The sequence below is a fragment of the Pseudomonas cichorii genome (assembly GCF_003700275.1).
In the GTDB taxonomy this organism is placed as follows: Bacteria; Pseudomonadota; Gammaproteobacteria; order Pseudomonadales; family Pseudomonadaceae; genus Aquipseudomonas; species Aquipseudomonas cichorii_B.
Genome location: NZ_RBRE01000083.1, coordinates 190,293 through 207,448 on the forward strand (window position 1 = coordinate 190,293; position 17,156 = coordinate 207,448).

Sequence of the window (17,156 nt, forward strand, 5' to 3'; positions counted from 1 at the left end):
CTGCACACCACGAATAAGCCTTTGCTATATTCGAGCAACATCAAAGAGCCGCCTGACTGGCTCAAGCAGATGCTTCGCTTGCCTGAGCGCCCTTGAGCCTCGGCGAGCTTCAGGGTTTATCAGCAGAAGGATCTGTCATGAAGTTCACCACCCTCCTCCTTGCGGCCTTTCTTGCCGTTACTTCTCTTTCTGCAATCGCACACGGCGGCCGGACCGACAAGCAAGGCTGTCACAACGACAAGAAGACCGGCACTCGACATTGTCATTGACTGCGGGCCTTGCGCCCTACCGGAGACAAGCATGCCCTTGAACAAACCCAACCAGGACTTGCGTCGTGATCTGCAAGGCGTGGCTGCCGATCTGAAATGGTCGGCGGTTGAGCTGATGCGTATTGCGGAGCGATTGAGCACCTCGGGGAACGAGGCGGATGCTCAGGCGGTGCTGCGGATATGTAGCGTGATGCAGGCGGGAGAAGAGAAATTGCAGGGCGTCACGAATGAAGTGTCGATGGGACAGCTTGTGCGGGCTCGTTCCTGAACCACCGCGCAGCAATCATGACGATTACTGCACGGTAGACGCATCAGGACTTACTGATTACGAGTCACCCTCCACACGGTATTGGCGAGGTCGTCCGCGATGATCAGTGCACCGCGTGGATCGACCGTTACACCAACCGGACGGCCGCGGGTCTTGCCGTCGGTACCACGGAAGCCTGTCGCGAAGTCCACCGGCTCACCAGCCGGACGACCGTTGCTGAACGGCACGAAGATAACCTTGTAGCCCACCGGATTGTCGCGGTTCCAGCTGCCGTGCTCACCAACGAACACACCATTGGCGAACTTGTCGCCCATGGCCGGGATGGAGAAGTCGACACCCAGCGCCGCGACGTGCGAACCGAGGCTGTAATCCGGCTTGATCGCCGAGGCGACTTTTTCCGGATTCTGCGGCTGCGCACGCGAGTCGACGTTCTGGCCCCAGTAGCTGTAAGGCCAGCCATAGAACCCGCCTTCGCGTACCGAAGTCAGGTAATCCGGAACCAGATCGGGACCCAGTTCGTCACGCTCGTTGACCACCGTCCACAGTTGCCCGGTTTCAGGTTGAATCGTCAGTGCCGTCGGGTTACGCAAGCCCGTCGCATAAGGCTTGTGGGCTCCTGTCTCGGCATCGACCTGCCAGACCATGGCCCGGTCGACTTCCGCCTCCATGCCACGCTCGGTGACGTTGCTGTTGGAGCCGATTCCGACATACAGGTATCGACCATCAGGGCTGATGGTCAGCGCCTTGGTCCAGTGGTGATTGATCTCGGAAGGCAGGTCGGTAACCTTGGTCGGCTGACCGCTGGCCTTGGTCTGGCCTTCGGCATAATCGAAGCGGACCAGCGCATCCTGGTTGGCCACATACAACTTGCCATCGGCAAAGGCCAGGCCATAAGGCGCGTTGAGGTTTTCGGCAAACACCGTCTTCAGTTCGTAGGTGCCGTCACCGTCAGCGTCGCGCAGCAACGTCAGGCGGTTGCCGCCTTTGACCTTGGTGTTGCCTTCGGCCTTGATAACGCTGGCGATCACGTCCTTGGGCTTGAGCTTCGCAGCACCGCCTCCACGACCTTCCGCAACGAGAATATCGCCATTGGGCAGGACCAAGCTCTGGCGCGGGATTCGCAGATCGGTCGCAATCGCGGTGATGCTGAAACCTTCAGGCACCGCAGGCTTCTGCTCGCCCCACGCCACCGGTTCGGCAATCTTCATGCTCGGCAGCAGGCCACGTTGAGGCTCCGGCAACTTGGGGTCAGGACCGCGTGACTGGATACTGTCCGCCTCACCGCCACAAGCACTCAGCAGCAGCGCCATACTTAAAACACTCAATGCGCTCACATGTTTCATTGCGCACCTCCCGACCGCAGGTTGGTCAGTCCGATCCAGCTTGCCACCAGTGCCAGCAAGGTGACGATGGCGGAAAGGACCAGGCCCGAAGGCATCACGGCCCAGGCGTCTTTCGCATGCTCGAAGGCGTTGACGAGTCCCAGCACCCAAGTGACCAGCAGGAGCAGGAAATACATGACGGGTCGCCCTGCCTTGTGGTCAGCCCGGATCAGATTGACCAGCGCGAACAGCAGCGCCAGCCCGCAGAACACCAGTCCCCCGGCAATAAGCCAGGAGGCGAAGTTACTCCACTGAATCTGGAAGGTCTTGAAATAGGCAATATCACTCAGCAAAGCGCCGAGAAACAGGGGAACGGTTCCGGCCAGCAAGATCGCGTGAAGCGGTCCTGGCGTGCTTCGGTAGGAGGGGTGGGTAGTAGCGGTCACGACGGCTCCTTATCGTTGGACAACCCTGGACTGATGCTCAGCGCACATGCACTGACGCATCAGGGGCGCACTGACTGCGCAAAGGGAAGGAGCGTGCCGCAAGAGAATTAGTTCAGCGGGTTTTGTGTCGAAATATTTTGCAGACGTGATTCGTCGGCGCCGTTCACTGTCCTCCTTGCGGATTTCACACATGAGCTTGCCGGGCATAAACACAGCAACCGCAAATAATTTTCAAAATGGATGGAACCGGATACGACCGTTTTCCACTCACCTGTACACCCCATGATTTACCGCTTCGGCCAACACTGGCTCCTGTCCGGAATGCTGCGCACTGTCCGTGCGAAATCGGCCCATCAAACCTCGCCACACCCGCAGAAAAAACCAATCAGGCATTCAAAAGCAGGCCTGCCATTTGACGTCAGAAAACCAGCGCGCCCACTGATCGGAATCCCGTTGTGGCGGATTAATGCCGTTCGTCTGCAGGTCGATATCGTCGTGAGAGTCAGTTCGTGAAACAGCATTGGGGCAGGTTATGTTCGGGACGAAAATCAAAGCTGAACTGACAGCCATGAAGGCCGAGGTTGATGGACTCAAGGGATTGATGGGGGCACTGGAACGTTCGATGGCTGTAGCGGAGTTCGATCTGGATGGAAAACTCATCCGGGCCAACGATAACTTCCTGACCGCCATGGGTTACCGGGCCGAAGAGGTAGCTGGCAAGAATCACCGTGAGTTCTGCTCACCGGCATTGACGCGCAGCAGCCAGTACAACGAGCTCTGGGCTTCGCTACGCGCCGGGCGTTTCGTTTCGGGCACATTCCAGCGCGTGGACAGAAACGGCCATAGCGTCTGGCTCGAAGCCAGCTACAACCCGGTGCTCGATGCCCAGGGCAAGCCCTTCAAGGTGGTGAAGTACGCCCTGGATGTCACTCGCAAGGTCATGCAGGAAAGCGAGTCGCGCGGCAAGCTGGCCGCTGTCGACCGGGCCATGGCCGTCTGCGAGTTCGATATTGGCGGTAACGTGCTGGCGGCCAACGATAACTTCCTGCATGTCATGGGCTATGCCTTGAATGAAATCAAAGGCAAGCATCACCGCGGCTTTTGCGAGCCTACCCTGGTCAACAGCACAGAGTATGGCGATTTCTGGCGCAGGCTGAATCAGGGCGAATTTTTCAGCGGGCAATTCAAGCGCATCGGCAAACACGGCAAGGTGGTCTGGCTGGAAGCGACCTACAACCCGGTCTACGACGCTGAAGGCAAGCTTTGCAAGATCGTGAAGTTCGCCAGCGACATCACCGAGCATGTGGAAAAACAGCAAGCCGACTCACTGGGCGCTTCGCGGGCCTATCACATCTCGACTGAAACCGAAAAAGTGGCCGAACAGGGAACCCTGGTCATCCAGGAAACCGCCAGAGAGATGCGCCAGATCGCTGACAGCATCGGCGCTTCGGCAAAACTGGTAGGGCAACTGGGGTCTCGTTCCGAGCAGATCACGGCCATCGTCAATACCATTCGCGGCATCGCCGACCAGACCAACCTGCTGGCGCTCAACGCAGCAATCGAAGCTGCTCGTGCCGGCGACCAGGGGCGCGGGTTTGCGGTGGTAGCGGATGAAGTCCGCCAACTGGCAGGCCGCACCAGCGGCTCGACGACGGAAATTGCCGACATGATCGGCAAGATCCTCAACGAAACCCGCGAAGCCGTTGCCAGCATGAGCAGCACTCAGGAAGGCGCGATTCGCGGCGTGACCCTGGCCGATCAGGCGGGCCAGGTCATCGTGCAGATTCGTGATGGCGCCAGCGAAGCCGTAGAAGCCGTCAGCATGTTTGCCAACCGGTTCGACGGCTGATTCGTGATCAGCCCCTGAAACCCGCCTTGTGCGGGTTTGCAGGGGCTGCAAGTCTCGTCAGCCAGGCCCGCTCCCCTTGGTTATTCAGGCCGTCTGGGTTTCAATGATCGCCATTGCCCTTATCGCCTGCCAAAGGACCCGTTCATGGCTTCGCCAGACAAACAGCAAAAACGTGCCAAGCGCGCGAAGATCAAAGCCAAGCAGAACCGCTCGGGCAAGCCGGCGCAGAATGTCGTTCATCCGGTCTTCGCTCCCGCTCTTGTGAACCAGCCTTTCGATGATGTGCAAATCGACCTGAGCACCTTCGATTTCCAGGACATCGTCGAAAACGGCTTCGACCCGGCCGACTACGAAGACCTGTTCGCCGCCATGAAAGCCGCCGAGGCCATCAGCCAGTTGGCGCTGTGCGTCGTTTTCCTGCAATACCCGGTGCTGGCACTGGTCATCAGCGAAGAAGACGAAGAACAGGCCACCGACTTCATGATGGGCCTGCTCATCACCTACCGCGCCCTGTCCCACGAAGAAGACGAAGACACCGCCGTCGAGTGGATCGGCAGCCCGACATTCCAGGCCGATTACAACAAGGCCTCCGAACTGTTGATCAAACGGGATTCAAAAGAGCAGCGTTGAATACAGGCACTGGATGAGCCTCTATGGGAAGGGGCTTGCCCGCGACGAAGCGCGCTGCATGGCGGCCTGCTTGTGAATGGGCGACAGGCCGCGCATGCATGGCGTCAATTGATTCTTTTACGGGCCGCGTGATAAACGACTTCATTATCCCGTCTGCCAATCGCAATCACGACGACAACAAGTCGGTCATCTATGACTTCATAGACCAATCTGATGCCACAAGCTCGCAGCTTGATCTTGTAACAACCAGGCATATCTCGCAGTTTGTCAGCTTGAACTCTGGGTTCCGACAGTCGTGAACGGAGCTTTTTCAAGAGTTGGAGTTGAACGGCCTTGTCCAGATCGTCGTACTCTCTTTTTGCCTCAAGCAAAAACTCGAGCGCATATGTTTTTGTAGCATGAGAGTCCGACCTATCGCTTCTCGGCCTCGGCGATGAGCTCATTTATATCTACCTTCACAGTGCGGCCGCCTCGGCGCTCTTTGATGTTGCGAGCAAGCGCAGCGTCATCGAGCAGATCAAGAAGCTCTTCATATCGTTCTGGCGAAAGGATGTAGAAAGCAGGCTCGTTACGGTTGAGGATCACCATCGGGTCGCCATTGCTTTCACGATAAGTCCCCATGGGATCTTTCTTGAGGTCAGTCACAGACGCTGCGACTTCCGCCAGCAGTGCGTATGCCATTGTTTTTCTCCTGTCGACCCAAGGCCGAGTCACTTTATGATGCCAAAAATAGCACTCTTAAAAGCATATTTAAATATACACAAAACAGTTTGATTTTCTCTTGGCACCCCATTCTCACCCTTGCATTCGCGAATGAATTCGCTCCGCTGTGTATTTGTTGCCTGTAATGAAGCTGTCGCCAGCAAGCTGCCTCCCACAGGTTGAGCATCTGCGTGGCGCATAAAAAATGGCTGTTCTCATTATCGAGAGCAGCCATTTTTGTATTCCCGAAGGGCCATCAACTCAACGCGGCAGCCCCCAGCCGGGATGCCTTGCGGCGGCGGGAAACCAGCAGGCCGGCAGCGATCACCAGCAGGCTGAGCACGCCGGTGGCGATGATTTCGGCGCGGTGGTCTTCCTGGATCAGCATCACTGTCAGTACTGCAACGATAAAGACGATCGCAGCCCAGGTCAGCCAGGGGAACAGCCACATCTTGAAGTCGATGGTTTCGCCTTTGGCGATACGCTTCTGACGCATGCGCAGCTGGGAAACGGCGATCACCAGATACACCAGCAAAGCGATTGCGCCCGAACTGGCGAGCAGGAATTCAAACACGGCAGCCGGAGCGACATAGTTGGCGAATACGGTCAGAAAGGCTGCGCCGGTCGAAAGTATCACCGCCCAATGTGGCGTACCGCTCTTGCTGGTGCGGGTGGAAACGGCCGGTGCATCGCCACGCTTGCCCAGGGAGAAGAGCATGCGCGAAGCGGTGTAGAGCGCAGAGTTCAGGCAACTGGTCACGGCGACCAGCACCACCAGGTCGACGATCAGTTTGGCGTTGGGAATACCCATGACATCCAGCACCGTCTGGTACGAACCGACTTCAGTCAGGCGGCTGTCGTTCCATGGCACCAGCGACACGACGATAAAGATCGAAACCAGATAGAACAGGAAGATCCGCCAGATCACCGAGTTGGTGGCCTTGGTGATCTGCTTGCCCGGATTCTTGGACTCGGCCGCCGCGATGGTCACGATCTCGGTGCCCATGAAGGAGAACATGGTGGTCAGCATCGCCGCCAATACTGCGCCCAGGCCGTTAGGCATGAAGCCCTGGGTATCGAACAGATGGCTGACGCCGCTGACATCAGTGGTCGGCAGCAGACCGAAAATCGCCGCAACCCCCAGCACCACGAACGCAATGATCGCCACGACCTTGATCAGTGCGAACCAGAACTCGAACTCGCCGTAGTTCTTGACGCTGAACAGATTGGTGGCCGTCAACAGCAGGGTAATCACCAGCGTGAACACCCAGATCGCTACATCGGGAAACCAGGCATGCAGGATGGTCGCAGCGGCGTTGGCCTCCAGCGGAATCACCAGAACCCAGAACCACCAGTACAGCCAGCCGATAGTGAAGCCGGCCCAGTGACCGATGGCACGGTCGGCATAGGTGGAAAACGAACCGGTGTCAGGCGAGGCAACGGCCATTTCAGCCAGCATGCGCATCACCAGTACAACCAGGGTACCGGCTGCCGCATAGGCGAGCAGCACGGCGGGACCTGCTTCGGCAATCGCGTGGCCTGAACCTACGAACAGGCCTGCGCCGATCACACCGGCAATCGACAGCATCGTGATGTGCCGAGGTTTCAGCCCCTGTTCGAGCTCGGAAGAATTAGCGGTACTGCTCATAAAACCACCTTTTGCAAGACGAACGATGCACACCGCAGCTCTCGTAAAAAGAAAGCAACGGTGCCGTTCTTTATTCTTTACGCAAAAACTGCGCCAAAATATTTCAAAAGCGACGTCGCACAGAGAACAGAGGGCTTGCAGGCCTGAAAGTGCGGAGATGGCAGAAAGAAAATTTCTCAGCGATTGTGGGTTTTGTTACCGAACACCTCACCACCCACCCATTTTCATGCACCGAAAAAACCCATTCCAAAATGGATTAGCCCATATATGGTGCACAACACCGCAAAAGCTGCTTCCAACACCCGGCCAAAGCTGGCAACATCGCGCCTTTTTTGCGCATTCAGGCTGAAAAACGGGCATCAAACAGACGCACCACTTGCCTGCCGGCGACAGTCTGCTGTGATGATGCGACACCCATCGCATAACGCAGCCCGCCGGGCCTGACGCTGTTGGTTGTCCTTCAAGGCCTGTGCTAGCTTGGCGCTCGCCCCGCACCGAAGGGCGTACAAAAATTTATGAGGTCCCCACACATGGCCGAGGCCACGCCCGCCCTGGAAATCCGCAACCTGCACAAGCGCTACGGCAAGCTGGATGTGCTCAAAGGCATTTCGCTGACCGCGCGTGACGGTGATGTGATCTCGATCCTGGGCTCATCCGGTTCCGGCAAGTCCACCCTGCTGCGTTGCATCAACCTGCTGGAAAACCCTCATCAGGGTCAGATCCTGGTAGCGGGTGAAGAGCTGAAACTCAAGGCTGCCAAGAATGGCGAACTGATTGCTGCGGATAACAAACAGATCAATCGCATGCGCAGCGAGATCGGTTTTGTCTTTCAGAACTTCAATCTGTGGCCGCACATGAGCGTGCTCGACAACATCATCGAAGCCCCGCGTCGCGTGCTCGGCCAGAGCAAGGCCGAAGCCATCGAAACCGCCGAAGCCTTGCTGGCCAAGGTTGGCATCGCCGACAAGCGCCACGTTTATCCTGCGCAGCTTTCCGGCGGGCAGCAGCAACGCGCCGCCATCGCGCGAACTCTGGCAATGCAGCCTAAAGTGATTCTGTTCGACGAGCCTACTTCAGCACTGGACCCGGAAATGGTTCAGGAAGTGCTCAATGTCATTCGCGCTCTGGCCGAAGAAGGCCGTACGATGCTGCTGGTGACCCACGAAATGAGTTTTGCCCGGCAAGTTTCCAGCGAAGTGGTCTTTTTGCATCAGGGACAGGTCGAAGAACAAGGCACACCACAGCAAGTATTCGAGAACCCGCTGTCGGTAAGGTGTAAACAATTCATGTCGAGCAACCGCTAACGGAGCAACCCCCATGCAGATGTACAAGAAGTTCCTGCTGGCCGCCGCTGTCACTGTGGCATTCACCGGCAGCGCTTTTGCCGAGACCCTGAAAATGGGCATCGAGGCCGCTTATCCACCGTTCAACAACAAGGACGCCAGCGGGCAAGTCGTCGGTTTCGACTACGAAATCGGTCAGGCACTGTGCGCCAAGATGAAAACCACGTGTGAAGCCGTCACGTCCGACTGGGATGGCATCATTCCGGCGCTGAACTCCAGAAAGTTCGACTTCCTGATCTCGTCGCTGTCGATCACCGAAGAGCGCAAGCAGGCCGTGGATTTCACCGATCCGTACTACTCCAACAAGCTGCAGTTCATCGCGCCGAAAGATTCCGAGATCAACACCCAGAGCGTCGAAGCCGCCAAGGAATCGCTCAAGGGCAAGATCATCGGTGCCCAGCGCGCCACTCTGTCCGGCACCTGGCTTGAAGACAAGCTGGGCGACAGCGTGACCGTCAAGCTCTATGACACCCAGGAAAACGCTTACCTGGATCTGGCATCCGGTCGTGTCGACGCCATGCTGGCCGACAAGTACGTGAGCTACGAATGGCTGAAAAGCGAAGCTGGCCAAGGTTTCGAGTTCAAGGGTGACCCGGTCGAGCAGAACGACAAGATCGGTATCGCCGTGCGCAAGGGCGACCCGCTGCGCGAAAGGCTGAATGAGGCCCTGAAAGAAATCATCGCTGACGGCACCTACAAGAAAATCAACGACAAGTACTTCCCGTTCAGCATTCTCTGATCTGCCTGACGTGGCCGTCGCATCCTTTACCCAAGGCGTGACGGCCCGTCCTTAGCAAAGCCTGCCCATGAATATTGACCTTCAAGGATTCGGCCCGGCCCTTGCGGCTGGCGCGCTGATGACTGTTCAGCTTGCCCTTACGGCCCTGTGCCTGGGGCTGGTACTGGGGCTGCTCGGCGCCCTGGCAAAAACCTCGCCTTACAAACCGTTGCAGTGGCTGGGTGGTACTTATTCCACGCTGGTGCGCGGTATTCCCGAATTGCTCTGGGTGTTGCTGATCTATTTCGGCACCGTCAACGGCATGCGCGCTCTGGGCGAAATGCTCGGCATTCCCGGTCTGGAACTCAACGCCTTTGCCGCCGGCGTCATCGCTCTGGGCCTGTGCTTCGGCGCCTATGCGACCGAGGTCTTTCGCGGTGCCATTCTGGCCATTCCCAAAGGCCACCGGGAAGCCGGGTTGGCGCTGGGCATGTCGCGCTCGCGCATTCTGGTCAGGCTGATCCTGCCGCAGATGTGGCGCATCGCGCTGCCGGGCCTGGGTAACCTGTTCATGATCCTGATGAAAGACACCGCGCTGGTTTCGGTCATCGGGCTGGAAGAAATCATGCGCCATTCGCAGATTGCCGTCAGTGTCACCAAGGAAGCCTTCGTGTTCTATCTGGTCGCCGCCTTCATGTATCTGGGCCTGACCATTCTGGCCATGATCGGCATGCACTTCCTGGAAAAACGTGCCGCTCGCGGTTTCGTGAGGAGCGCGTCATGAACTGGGAAGTCATCATCAAATGGCTGCCGAAACTGGCCCAGGGCGCAACCCTGACCCTTGAGCTGGTCGCGATTGCCGTGATTGCCGGCCTGATCATCGCCATCCCGCTGGGCATCGCCCGCTCGTCAAAGCATCTGCACGTGCGCGCCCTGCCCTACGCCTACATCTTTTTCTTTCGTGGCACGCCGCTGCTGGTGCAATTGTTCCTGGTCTATTACGGGCTGGCGCAATTCGAGTCCGTGCGCAAAGGGCCGCTGTGGCCGTATCTGCGCGACCCGTTCTGGTGTGCCGTGATCACCATGACCCTGCACACCGCCGCCTATATCGCCGAAATTCTGCGCGGCGCAATCCAGGCCGTGCCGGTGGGTGAGGTCGAGGCTGCACGGGCGCTGGGCATGTCCAAATGGAAGGCGTTGTTCTATATCGTCCTGCCCCGCGCCGCACGCATCGGCCTGCCGGCCTACAGCAACGAAGTGATCCTGATGCTCAAGGCCAGCGCCCTGGCCAGTACCGTCACCCTGCTGGAACTGACCGGCATGGCGCGCACCATCATTGCCCGCACTTACCTGCCGGTGGAGATATTTTTTGCGGCGGGCATGTTCTATCTGCTCATGGCCTATATGCTGGTCCAGGGATTCCGCTTACTGGAACGGATATTGCGCGTAGACGCCAGCCAAGGGCGCTGATATGAAGGGGGCTGGCTTTGATTCGCCAGCCCCTCCTACCCGGTCACCATCATGTCTTCTGACACTTGCTTGCAGGATGAACACATTCGCGGCCGCTTTCGGGCGCTGGACAGCTTTCTGTTCGCGCATCAGGCGCTGTGGCGACCCAAGCCTTTCACGCAATTACACATGCCGTGGGAAGAGAAGTATGCGCCGCTGGCCAACTGGTTGCGCCAGCGCACGCTGGATCAGGCCGAAGCTGCGCACAATCATCCCGAGCAACTGGACGCGCCCTACCCGTTTACCCAACTGGCCGACGAAGCCTTTGAACTGGCACGGCTCGGCGAGTTGCCAGCCTACCCGCTTGAACCGGTAGCGCCACGCCAGAGCGTCGATGTACCGGGGCGCAAATGGCAGCAGATCGAAGCCTTCGCCAGCCACCTGCAATTGCGCGATAGCGCCAGCCACTGGCTCGACTGGTGCGCGGGCAAAGGCCATCTGGGCCGGCGGCTGACACAGACGGGTCAAAAGTTGACCTGCCTGGAGCGCGACCCGAGCCTGATCGAAGCCGGACGCAAGCTCAGCGCCCGACAACACATCGAGGCTGAGCACATTGAGCAGGATGTCATGACCGATGGCACCTGGCGCTACCTCAAGCCCGAGCACACGCCTGTCGCCCTGCACGCCTGCGGAGACCTGCATGTACAGTTGATACAACTCGCCAGCCAGACAGGCTGCGCGCAAATGGCGATTGCTCCCTGCTGTTACAACCGCACGCGGTTCGACGAGTATCAGGCACTCTCCAGCGAAGGCCGCGGCTCGGCCTTGACACTGTCGCGGGACGAACTGGGCCTGCCGCTGAGCGAAACCGTCACTGCGGGTGCCCGGGTACGTCGCCAGCGCGACACTTCAATGGCCCGGCGCCTTGGGTTCGACCTGCTGCAACGCCAATTGCGCGGCGCCGACGAATACTTGCCCACCCCTTCGCTGCCCGTCAGCTGGCTGGATAAACCTTACAGCGACTACTGCTGCGAGCTGGCGGAGCTGAAGAACCTGCCTGCACCGGGCCAACAGAACTGGACCGAACTGGAAGCCGCCGGCTGGCAGCGACTGGCCCAGGTGCGCAATCTGGAACTGGTGCGCAATCTGTTTCGTCGGCCTCTGGAATTATGGCTGGTGCTCGACCGGGCCATGTACGTGCAGGAGCATGGTTACAGTGTAAGCGTCGGCACCTTCTGCGACAGTCAACTGACACCGCGCAACCTGCTGGTTCTGGCGCAAAGGCAGTGATGTAAAGCAACAGGACATCCTGTGGATAACTCTGTTGATGAAAATTCAAACGAGTGATTAAAAACCTTAGTGCGCCAGTAACTGAAGCGCCTTGGTTTTTCCTGACACCCAGGTCAGAAGCCCCGAAAAATGGCACTTTCAGGCTGAATGTGAATGACAGCGCCTGTATGTGCCAAAAACGTTTTTTTCCTGAAGTGATTGTGCATAAAAGCTCTGGGACTCAGGTTTTCGCGAATGAATTCGCTCCTGCGGGGTGGGTGCGAACTCATTCGCGAACCCCATCATTCTGCCACTGAGGACAGGATTCAAAACCTATCTACGCGCCAGCTCATGTTTGACGCACTGCTCGTAGTAGGTTTGCTTGATGGCGGCGGGTTTGAGGCGGGAAGAGCTTCTATAGGTCTGTTCGGTGATCCCCATGGCCGTCATGCGCATCCAGGGCTGGGGAAACTTGCGGGCCTGCAGTTTCTTGCGAGCGCCATAAAGTGACATGCCGGACAGCTTCGACTCCTGAGCCCCCGCCGCGATACCTGAACCCCATGTGCATATCGAACGATTGCTCTTGCTCAACTCCTTGGCCTGAACCCCAACCGAGACGCCAGCCAAGACAAACACCGCAACGGTCAATGCAAAACTCCGCATAGCGCCAGCACCCAAGCTTCTGAAAGGAACGCGAGTTTGCCAACGAAACAGAAATCAAAGGGCCAGCTATGTGCTTCTTTTCAGTGATGTTTTTGGGAGTGAAGGTTGTTCGCGAATGAGTCGGCTCCTACTTTTGGGGGCAGTTCACTGTGTGGGAGCGGACTCATCCGCGAAGGCGATAAATCAAAACCTCGGTTTGACGGTTTTCCACTCCGGTTTGTAGCGCTGCATCTGTTTCACATCGTCGCGCTGGCGGATGCCGCAGCTCAGGTATTGGTCGTGCAGCTTGCCCAACTGGTCATGATCCAGTTCCAGCCCGAGGCCAGGGGCGCGGGTGATTTTTACGCAGCCGTCGACGATGGGCAGTTTGCCGCCCTTGATCACTTCTTCGTCCGGCTCCTGCCACGGGTAATGGGTGTCGCAGGCGTAATCCAGATTGGGCACTGAAGCCGCGACGTGGGTCATGGCCATCAGGCTGATGCCCAGGTGCGAGTTGGAATGCATGGACACGCCAAGGCCAAAGGTCTGGCACATTTTCGACAACGCCTGAGTGTCACGCAGGCCGCCCCAATAGTGGTGGTCAGCGAGAACGATCTGGACACTGTTCAGCGCCACGCTACGGCGAAACTCATCGAAATCGGTCACCACCATGTTGGTGGCCAGCGGCAAGCCGGTGCGTTTGTGCAGCTCGGACATGCCTTCCAGCGTCGGCGTCGGGTCTTCGTAATATTGCAGATCATCGCCCAGCAACTCAGCCATGCGGATGGAGGTTTCCAGTGACCAGTTGGCATTCGGGTCGATGCGCAACGGATAGCCCGGAAAAGCCTTTTTCAGCGCCTTGATGCAGGCAACTTCATGTTCAGGCTGCAGCGCACCGGCCTTGAGCTTGATGCTCTTGAAGCCATAAGCCTCGATCATGCGCCGGGCCTGGGCGACGATCTGCTCTTCGCTCAGCGCTTCGCCCCAGTTATCCGGCTTGTACGGCGAATCGATGTGCTGGGCGTACTTGAAGAACAGATAGGCACTGAACGGCACTTCGTCACGAATCGCACCGCCCAGCAGGTCCACCAGCGGCACATTCAGGTAGTGAGCCTGCAGGTCCAGAAACGCTACTTCAAAGGCCGAGTAGGCGTTGCTGACCGCCTTGCTGGCGTGCGAACCGGGAGCCAGTTCCGCGCCAGCCAGGCTGTCGGTCTTGTTCGCGGCCACGGTGGCCTGCACGATGGCTCGCAACTGGTTGAGGTTGAACGGGTCGAGGCCGATCAACTGGTCCTTCACACGTTCCTGAATCGCCAGCGCCGGAGCGTCGCCGTAGCTCTCGCCCAGACCGATATAGCCATTGTCGCTTTCGATCTCGATGATCGAGCGCAGCGCAAAGGGTTCGTGAATGCCACTGGCATTGAGCAGCGGCGGATCGCGAAAGGCGATAGGGGTCACGGTCACTCGTTTGATTTTCAAGGTAATGCTCCCGATCCAGATATCAGTGTGTGGTCGCACGACCCGGCACCGCTGCTTCGGCAGGTTTGCCGGGGCGACTGGCAGGCGTTGTGCGGGCAAAGAAGATCACCACGGCGGCCAGCAGCGAGGTCGCCGCCAATCCATACAGGCCGCCTTCGATCGAACCGGTGGTCTGCTCCAGAATCCCGAAGGTCGTAGGCGCGACAAAGCCGCCCAGGTTGCCGATGGAGTTGATCAGCGCAATCACCGCCGCAGCGATGCGGGCATCCAGATAGCTTTGCGGAATCGGCCAGAACAGCGCGGATGCAGCCTTGAAGCCGATGGCAGCAAAACAGATCGCGACAAAGGCGAAGACCGGGCCGCCGGTGGTGGACATGAACATGCCGAACGAAGCAATCACCAGGGTCAGCGCGACCCAGGCCTGCTGGAATTTCCATTTGCTGGCCATTGCGGCAAAGCCGTACATCGCCACGATGGAAATGATCCACGGCACCGAGTTGAACAGACCGACCTGGAAATCACCCAGGTTGCCCATTTTCTTGATCATGCTCGGCAACCAGAAGGTCGCGCCGTAGATGGTCAGGGCGATGGAAAAGTAGATGAAGCAGAACAGCGCAATCTGCCGATCCGCCAACAGTTTGAACATCGACGGCCTGGCGACCTGATTGGCTTCCCGCTCGCGCTGCTCATTGGCAATCGCTGCAATCAGCACGTTTTTCTCTTCCTCGCTCAGCCATTTCGCCTCACGTGGATGGGATTGCAGCCAGAACCAGACAAAGCCGCAGAGCAGCACCGAGGCGAAGCCTTCGATGAGAAACATCCACTGCCAGCCATGAAAACCCAGGCCGTTGATGTGCAGCAGAGCACCGGAAACCGGCCCGGAAATCACCGAAGCGATGGCAGAACCGCTGAGGAAAACCGCCATGGTCTTGCCGCGCTCGGACGATGGCAGCCATTGGGTGAAGTAATAAATGATGCCGGGGAAAAACCCTGCCTCGGCCGCACCCAGAATGAAACGCAGCACATAGAAACTGGTTTCGCCCTGGACGAAAGCCATGGCCATGGCCGCTGCGCCCCAGGTGAACATGATGCGCGTCAGCCAGGCGCGGGCGCCGTAGCGTTGCAGCAACATGTTGGACGGCACCTCGAACAGCGCGTAACCGACGAAAAACAACCCGGCTCCCAACCCATAGGCTGCGGCGCCAATGCCCAGGTCGGTTTCCAGATGGCTGCGCACAAAGCCGATGTTCACGCGGTCGATGTAGTTGACGATGAACATCACCACGAACAGCGGCAGCACATGGCGCTTCACTTTGGCGGCTGCCCGGGCAAGCACGGCAAGATCCGCGGGATTCTGGGGGTTGGTCACGATGCGACTCCCGTTGATTATTTTTTTAGGGACGAATCGATCATGGACGTGCTGATTGTTGCTCGTCTAATCTAACTTGGCATTCCATTGATACCCGGATTAGATCAATGTTCGAGCTGACCCAACTGCGCTGTTTCACCACCGTCGCAACAGAACTCAACTTCCGTCGGGCCGCCGAACGGCTGAACATGACCCAACCACCGCTCAGTCGGCAGATCCAGTTGCTGGAGCATCATCTGGGCGTCGATCTGTTCACCCGCACCACACGTAACGTCACGCTGACCGCGGCGGGCCGTGCGTTTTTCGTCGAAGCGCAGAACCTGCTGGAGCGCGCCCAGCAGGCCGCCATCACGGCGCGACGCTTTGCCGAAGGCGACATCGGCTCGGTCAATATCAGCTTCGTCGGCAGTGCCGTGTATGAATTTCTGCCCAAGGTGATTGCCGAGGCGCGGCTCAAGCAGCCCCACGTCAAAATCAACCTGTCGGAAATGAACACCTATCAGCAACACGAAGCCCTGCGCGCTCGCCGCATCGATCTGGGCATCGTGCGCACGCCCCTGCTGGAGCCCGGTTACGCCACCGAATGTCTGGTGCGCGAGCCTTTCGTGCTGGCCGTCCCGAGCAATCATCGCCTGGCCAGCAGCGAAACCGTGTCGGTCAAGGATCTCGATGCCCAACCGTTCCTCATGTACTCCCACTCGGCCTATCCGCCGTTCAACGAATTGCTGACCGGCATGCTTCGCTCGGCCCGCGTCGCCCCGCAATACGTGCAGTGGCTGGGTTCGTCACTGACCATCCTGGCGCTGGTCAATGCGGGAATGGGCCTGGCGCTGGTGCCGCGCTGCGCAACCAGCGTGGTGTTCAAGAACGTGGTATTTCGGGATATCGATCTGGGGGAAGGCGTACAGAGCGAGCTGCATCTGATCTGGACCGAGAACAACGACAATCCGGCGTTTGCGATGTTGCTGGAAGGAATCAGAAAAGCCGTGCACGAAGGATGGGGTGACAGTGGCCAGCAGGGTTTACCTGACGAGCAGAGGCTTATAGGATAAGTCCCGCTAGTTTTCCAGTTAGTAATCCACGGTACCAAGCATTATTGACTGGCTATTGATCTCAATAGCCATAGCGTATGGCTGTGGGAACCTGCCAGGAAATATCAAGAAACAATAAATACGAGTACCTGAAATGAGCAATTCTGATTCTGTACCTGATAAAACACCCACCTTCAGCATTGCCATCGTCAATTACAAGACTCTCGAAATTACCAAGATCTGCCTGGATCTCTTGCAGCAGCATCTGGGCGACACCGCGCATCAGGTCTGGGTGGTCGATAACGACTCCGCCGATGACAGCACCGAATACCTGCGCAGCCTGGACTGGATCAACCTGATCGAGCGCAAGAGCCCTCACCCCGAATGCGGCCATATTGCTCATGGCAAGGCGCTCGACATGGTTCTTGAGCGGGTTGAAACCGACTACCTGTTCCTGCTGCACACCGATACATTCATTTTCGACAAGCGCGTATTTTCCATGATGCTCGACAAGTGCATCAAAAACCCGAAAGCGGCGGCTGTTGGCTGTGTCGAGCAACTGAACCGTGGCACCGCCAGAACCATCTGGCGTTTCAGTTCACGGTTGTTCAAGCACCACTTCCGACGCCTGAAACTCTCGATGGGCCTGCGTTCCAAGCAGCCAAAGCCCTATCGCGAAGCGCACTTGAAGAGCTTCTGCACGCTCTGGAACATCCGGCTGA

The 17,156-nt window shown here is 58.1% G+C and carries 17 protein-coding genes and 3 pseudogenes; 12 read left to right on the forward strand and 8 right to left on the reverse strand.

Annotated elements, in window-relative coordinates; translation table 11 throughout:
- The first annotated feature begins 137 nt into the window (after window positions 1-137).
- Both ALQ04_RS21565 and ALQ04_RS21570 read left to right on the forward strand, forming a co-directional pair.
- A complete protein-coding gene (locus ALQ04_RS21565) occupies window positions 138-269 on the forward strand; it encodes a YHYH domain-containing protein (protein ID WP_122317747.1) in 132 nt (43 codons plus the stop codon).
- 31 nt (window positions 270-300) lie between these two features.
- Window positions 301-537 carry a hypothetical protein gene (locus tag ALQ04_RS21570; RefSeq protein ID WP_122317748.1) on the forward strand — a complete coding sequence of 79 codons (237 nt, stop codon included), beginning with the start codon at window positions 301-303 and terminating at the stop codon, window positions 535-537.
- Window positions 538-587: 50 nt separating this feature from the next.
- On the opposite strand, the gene ALQ04_RS21575 is transcribed toward ALQ04_RS21570, so the two are convergent.
- Together ALQ04_RS21575 and ALQ04_RS21580 are read right to left on the reverse strand one after the other, a co-directional pair.
- Entirely contained in the window at window positions 588-1,880 is a 1,293-nt protein-coding gene (locus tag ALQ04_RS21575) for a sorbosone dehydrogenase family protein (RefSeq protein WP_122317749.1), read from the reverse strand.
- Window positions 1,877-2,305: a DUF2231 domain-containing protein gene (locus ALQ04_RS21580; RefSeq protein ID WP_122317750.1), complete on the reverse strand. Its 429-nt coding sequence runs from the start codon at window positions 2,303-2,305 to the stop codon at window positions 1,877-1,879. The genes ALQ04_RS21575 and ALQ04_RS21580 overlap by 4 nt, the downstream gene beginning before the upstream one ends.
- Window positions 2,306-2,927: 622 nt before the next feature.
- Here ALQ04_RS21580 and ALQ04_RS27735 point away from each other — a divergent pair.
- The 3 genes and pseudogenes from ALQ04_RS27735 to ALQ04_RS21590 form a co-directional block, all read left to right on the forward strand.
- Window positions 2,928-3,614, forward strand: a pseudogene (locus ALQ04_RS27735) (PAS domain-containing protein); the annotation flags it as partial.
- A gap of 102 nt (window positions 3,615-3,716) precedes the next feature.
- A pseudogene (locus ALQ04_RS27740) lies at window positions 3,717-4,154 on the forward strand (methyl-accepting chemotaxis protein); the annotation flags it as partial.
- Between the two features lie 144 nt (window positions 4,155-4,298).
- Window positions 4,299-4,784 carry a hypothetical protein gene (locus ALQ04_RS21590; protein WP_122317752.1) on the forward strand — a complete coding sequence of 162 codons (486 nt, stop codon included), beginning with the start codon at window positions 4,299-4,301 and terminating at the stop codon, window positions 4,782-4,784.
- Window positions 4,785-4,888: 104 nt separating this feature from the next.
- On the opposite strand, the gene ALQ04_RS21595 is transcribed toward ALQ04_RS21590, so the two are convergent.
- The 3 genes from ALQ04_RS21595 to gabP form a co-directional block, all read right to left on the reverse strand.
- Window positions 4,889-5,227 (reverse strand): type II toxin-antitoxin system RelE/ParE family toxin, encoded by a 339-nt coding sequence (locus ALQ04_RS21595; RefSeq protein ID WP_122317753.1) that lies wholly within the window; start codon window positions 5,225-5,227, stop codon window positions 4,889-4,891.
- Window positions 5,196-5,465 (reverse strand): type II toxin-antitoxin system Phd/YefM family antitoxin, encoded by a 270-nt coding sequence (locus ALQ04_RS21600; protein ID WP_122317754.1) that lies wholly within the window; start codon window positions 5,463-5,465, stop codon window positions 5,196-5,198. Before ALQ04_RS21600 ends, ALQ04_RS21595 begins: the two co-directional genes overlap by 32 nt.
- Before the next feature lie 277 nt (window positions 5,466-5,742).
- A complete protein-coding gene (gene gabP, locus ALQ04_RS21605; RefSeq protein WP_122317755.1) occupies window positions 5,743-7,134 on the reverse strand; it encodes a GABA permease in 1,392 nt (463 codons plus the stop codon).
- Window positions 7,135-7,664: 530 nt separating this feature from the next.
- On the opposite strand from gabP, the gene ALQ04_RS21610 reads away from it, so the two are divergent.
- The 5 genes and pseudogenes from ALQ04_RS21610 to ALQ04_RS21630 all read left to right on the forward strand — a co-directional run bounded on the left by ALQ04_RS21610 (window position 7,665) and on the right by ALQ04_RS21630 (window position 11,934).
- Window positions 7,665-8,438: an ABC transporter ATP-binding protein gene (locus ALQ04_RS21610; RefSeq protein WP_122317756.1), complete on the forward strand. Its 774-nt coding sequence runs from the start codon at window positions 7,665-7,667 to the stop codon at window positions 8,436-8,438.
- 13 nt (window positions 8,439-8,451) lie between these two features.
- Window positions 8,452-9,216, forward strand: a complete 765-nt coding sequence (locus tag ALQ04_RS21615; RefSeq protein ID WP_122317757.1) for an ABC transporter substrate-binding protein — start codon at window positions 8,452-8,454, stop codon at window positions 9,214-9,216.
- A 67-nt stretch (window positions 9,217-9,283) separates the two neighbouring features.
- On the forward strand, window positions 9,284-9,979 hold the full coding sequence (locus ALQ04_RS21620; RefSeq protein ID WP_122317758.1) for an ABC transporter permease: 696 nt from the start codon (window positions 9,284-9,286) through the stop codon (window positions 9,977-9,979).
- Window positions 9,976-10,665, forward strand: coding sequence for an ABC transporter permease (locus ALQ04_RS21625; protein WP_122317759.1), 690 nt, complete (start codon window positions 9,976-9,978; stop codon window positions 10,663-10,665). The genes ALQ04_RS21620 and ALQ04_RS21625 overlap by 4 nt, the downstream gene beginning before the upstream one ends.
- Window position 10,666: 1 nt before the next feature.
- Window positions 10,667-11,934, forward strand: a pseudogene (locus ALQ04_RS21630) (methyltransferase).
- 312 nt (window positions 11,935-12,246) lie between these two features.
- Here the strand turns inward: ALQ04_RS21630 and ALQ04_RS21635 are convergent.
- From ALQ04_RS21635 to ALQ04_RS21645, 3 genes are all read right to left on the reverse strand, one after another.
- Window positions 12,247-12,576 carry a hypothetical protein gene (locus ALQ04_RS21635; protein ID WP_122317761.1) on the reverse strand — a complete coding sequence of 110 codons (330 nt, stop codon included), beginning with the start codon at window positions 12,574-12,576 and terminating at the stop codon, window positions 12,247-12,249.
- Window positions 12,577-12,759: 183 nt separating this feature from the next.
- Complete coding sequence (locus tag ALQ04_RS21640) at window positions 12,760-14,034, reverse strand: glucarate dehydratase family protein (RefSeq protein ID WP_122317762.1); 1,275 nt, start codon at window positions 14,032-14,034, stop codon at window positions 12,760-12,762.
- A gap of 22 nt (window positions 14,035-14,056) precedes the next feature.
- Window positions 14,057-15,403 carry an MFS transporter gene (locus ALQ04_RS21645; protein WP_122317763.1) on the reverse strand — a complete coding sequence of 449 codons (1,347 nt, stop codon included), beginning with the start codon at window positions 15,401-15,403 and terminating at the stop codon, window positions 14,057-14,059.
- 107 nt (window positions 15,404-15,510) lie between these two features.
- On the opposite strand from ALQ04_RS21645, the gene ALQ04_RS21650 reads away from it, so the two are divergent.
- Both ALQ04_RS21650 and ALQ04_RS21655 read left to right on the forward strand, forming a co-directional pair.
- Complete coding sequence (locus tag ALQ04_RS21650) at window positions 15,511-16,455, forward strand: LysR substrate-binding domain-containing protein (RefSeq protein WP_122317764.1); 945 nt, start codon at window positions 15,511-15,513, stop codon at window positions 16,453-16,455.
- A gap of 133 nt (window positions 16,456-16,588) precedes the next feature.
- A partial coding sequence (locus ALQ04_RS21655; protein ID WP_122317765.1) for a glycosyltransferase occupies window positions 16,589-17,156 on the forward strand: 568 nt, incomplete at its 3' end.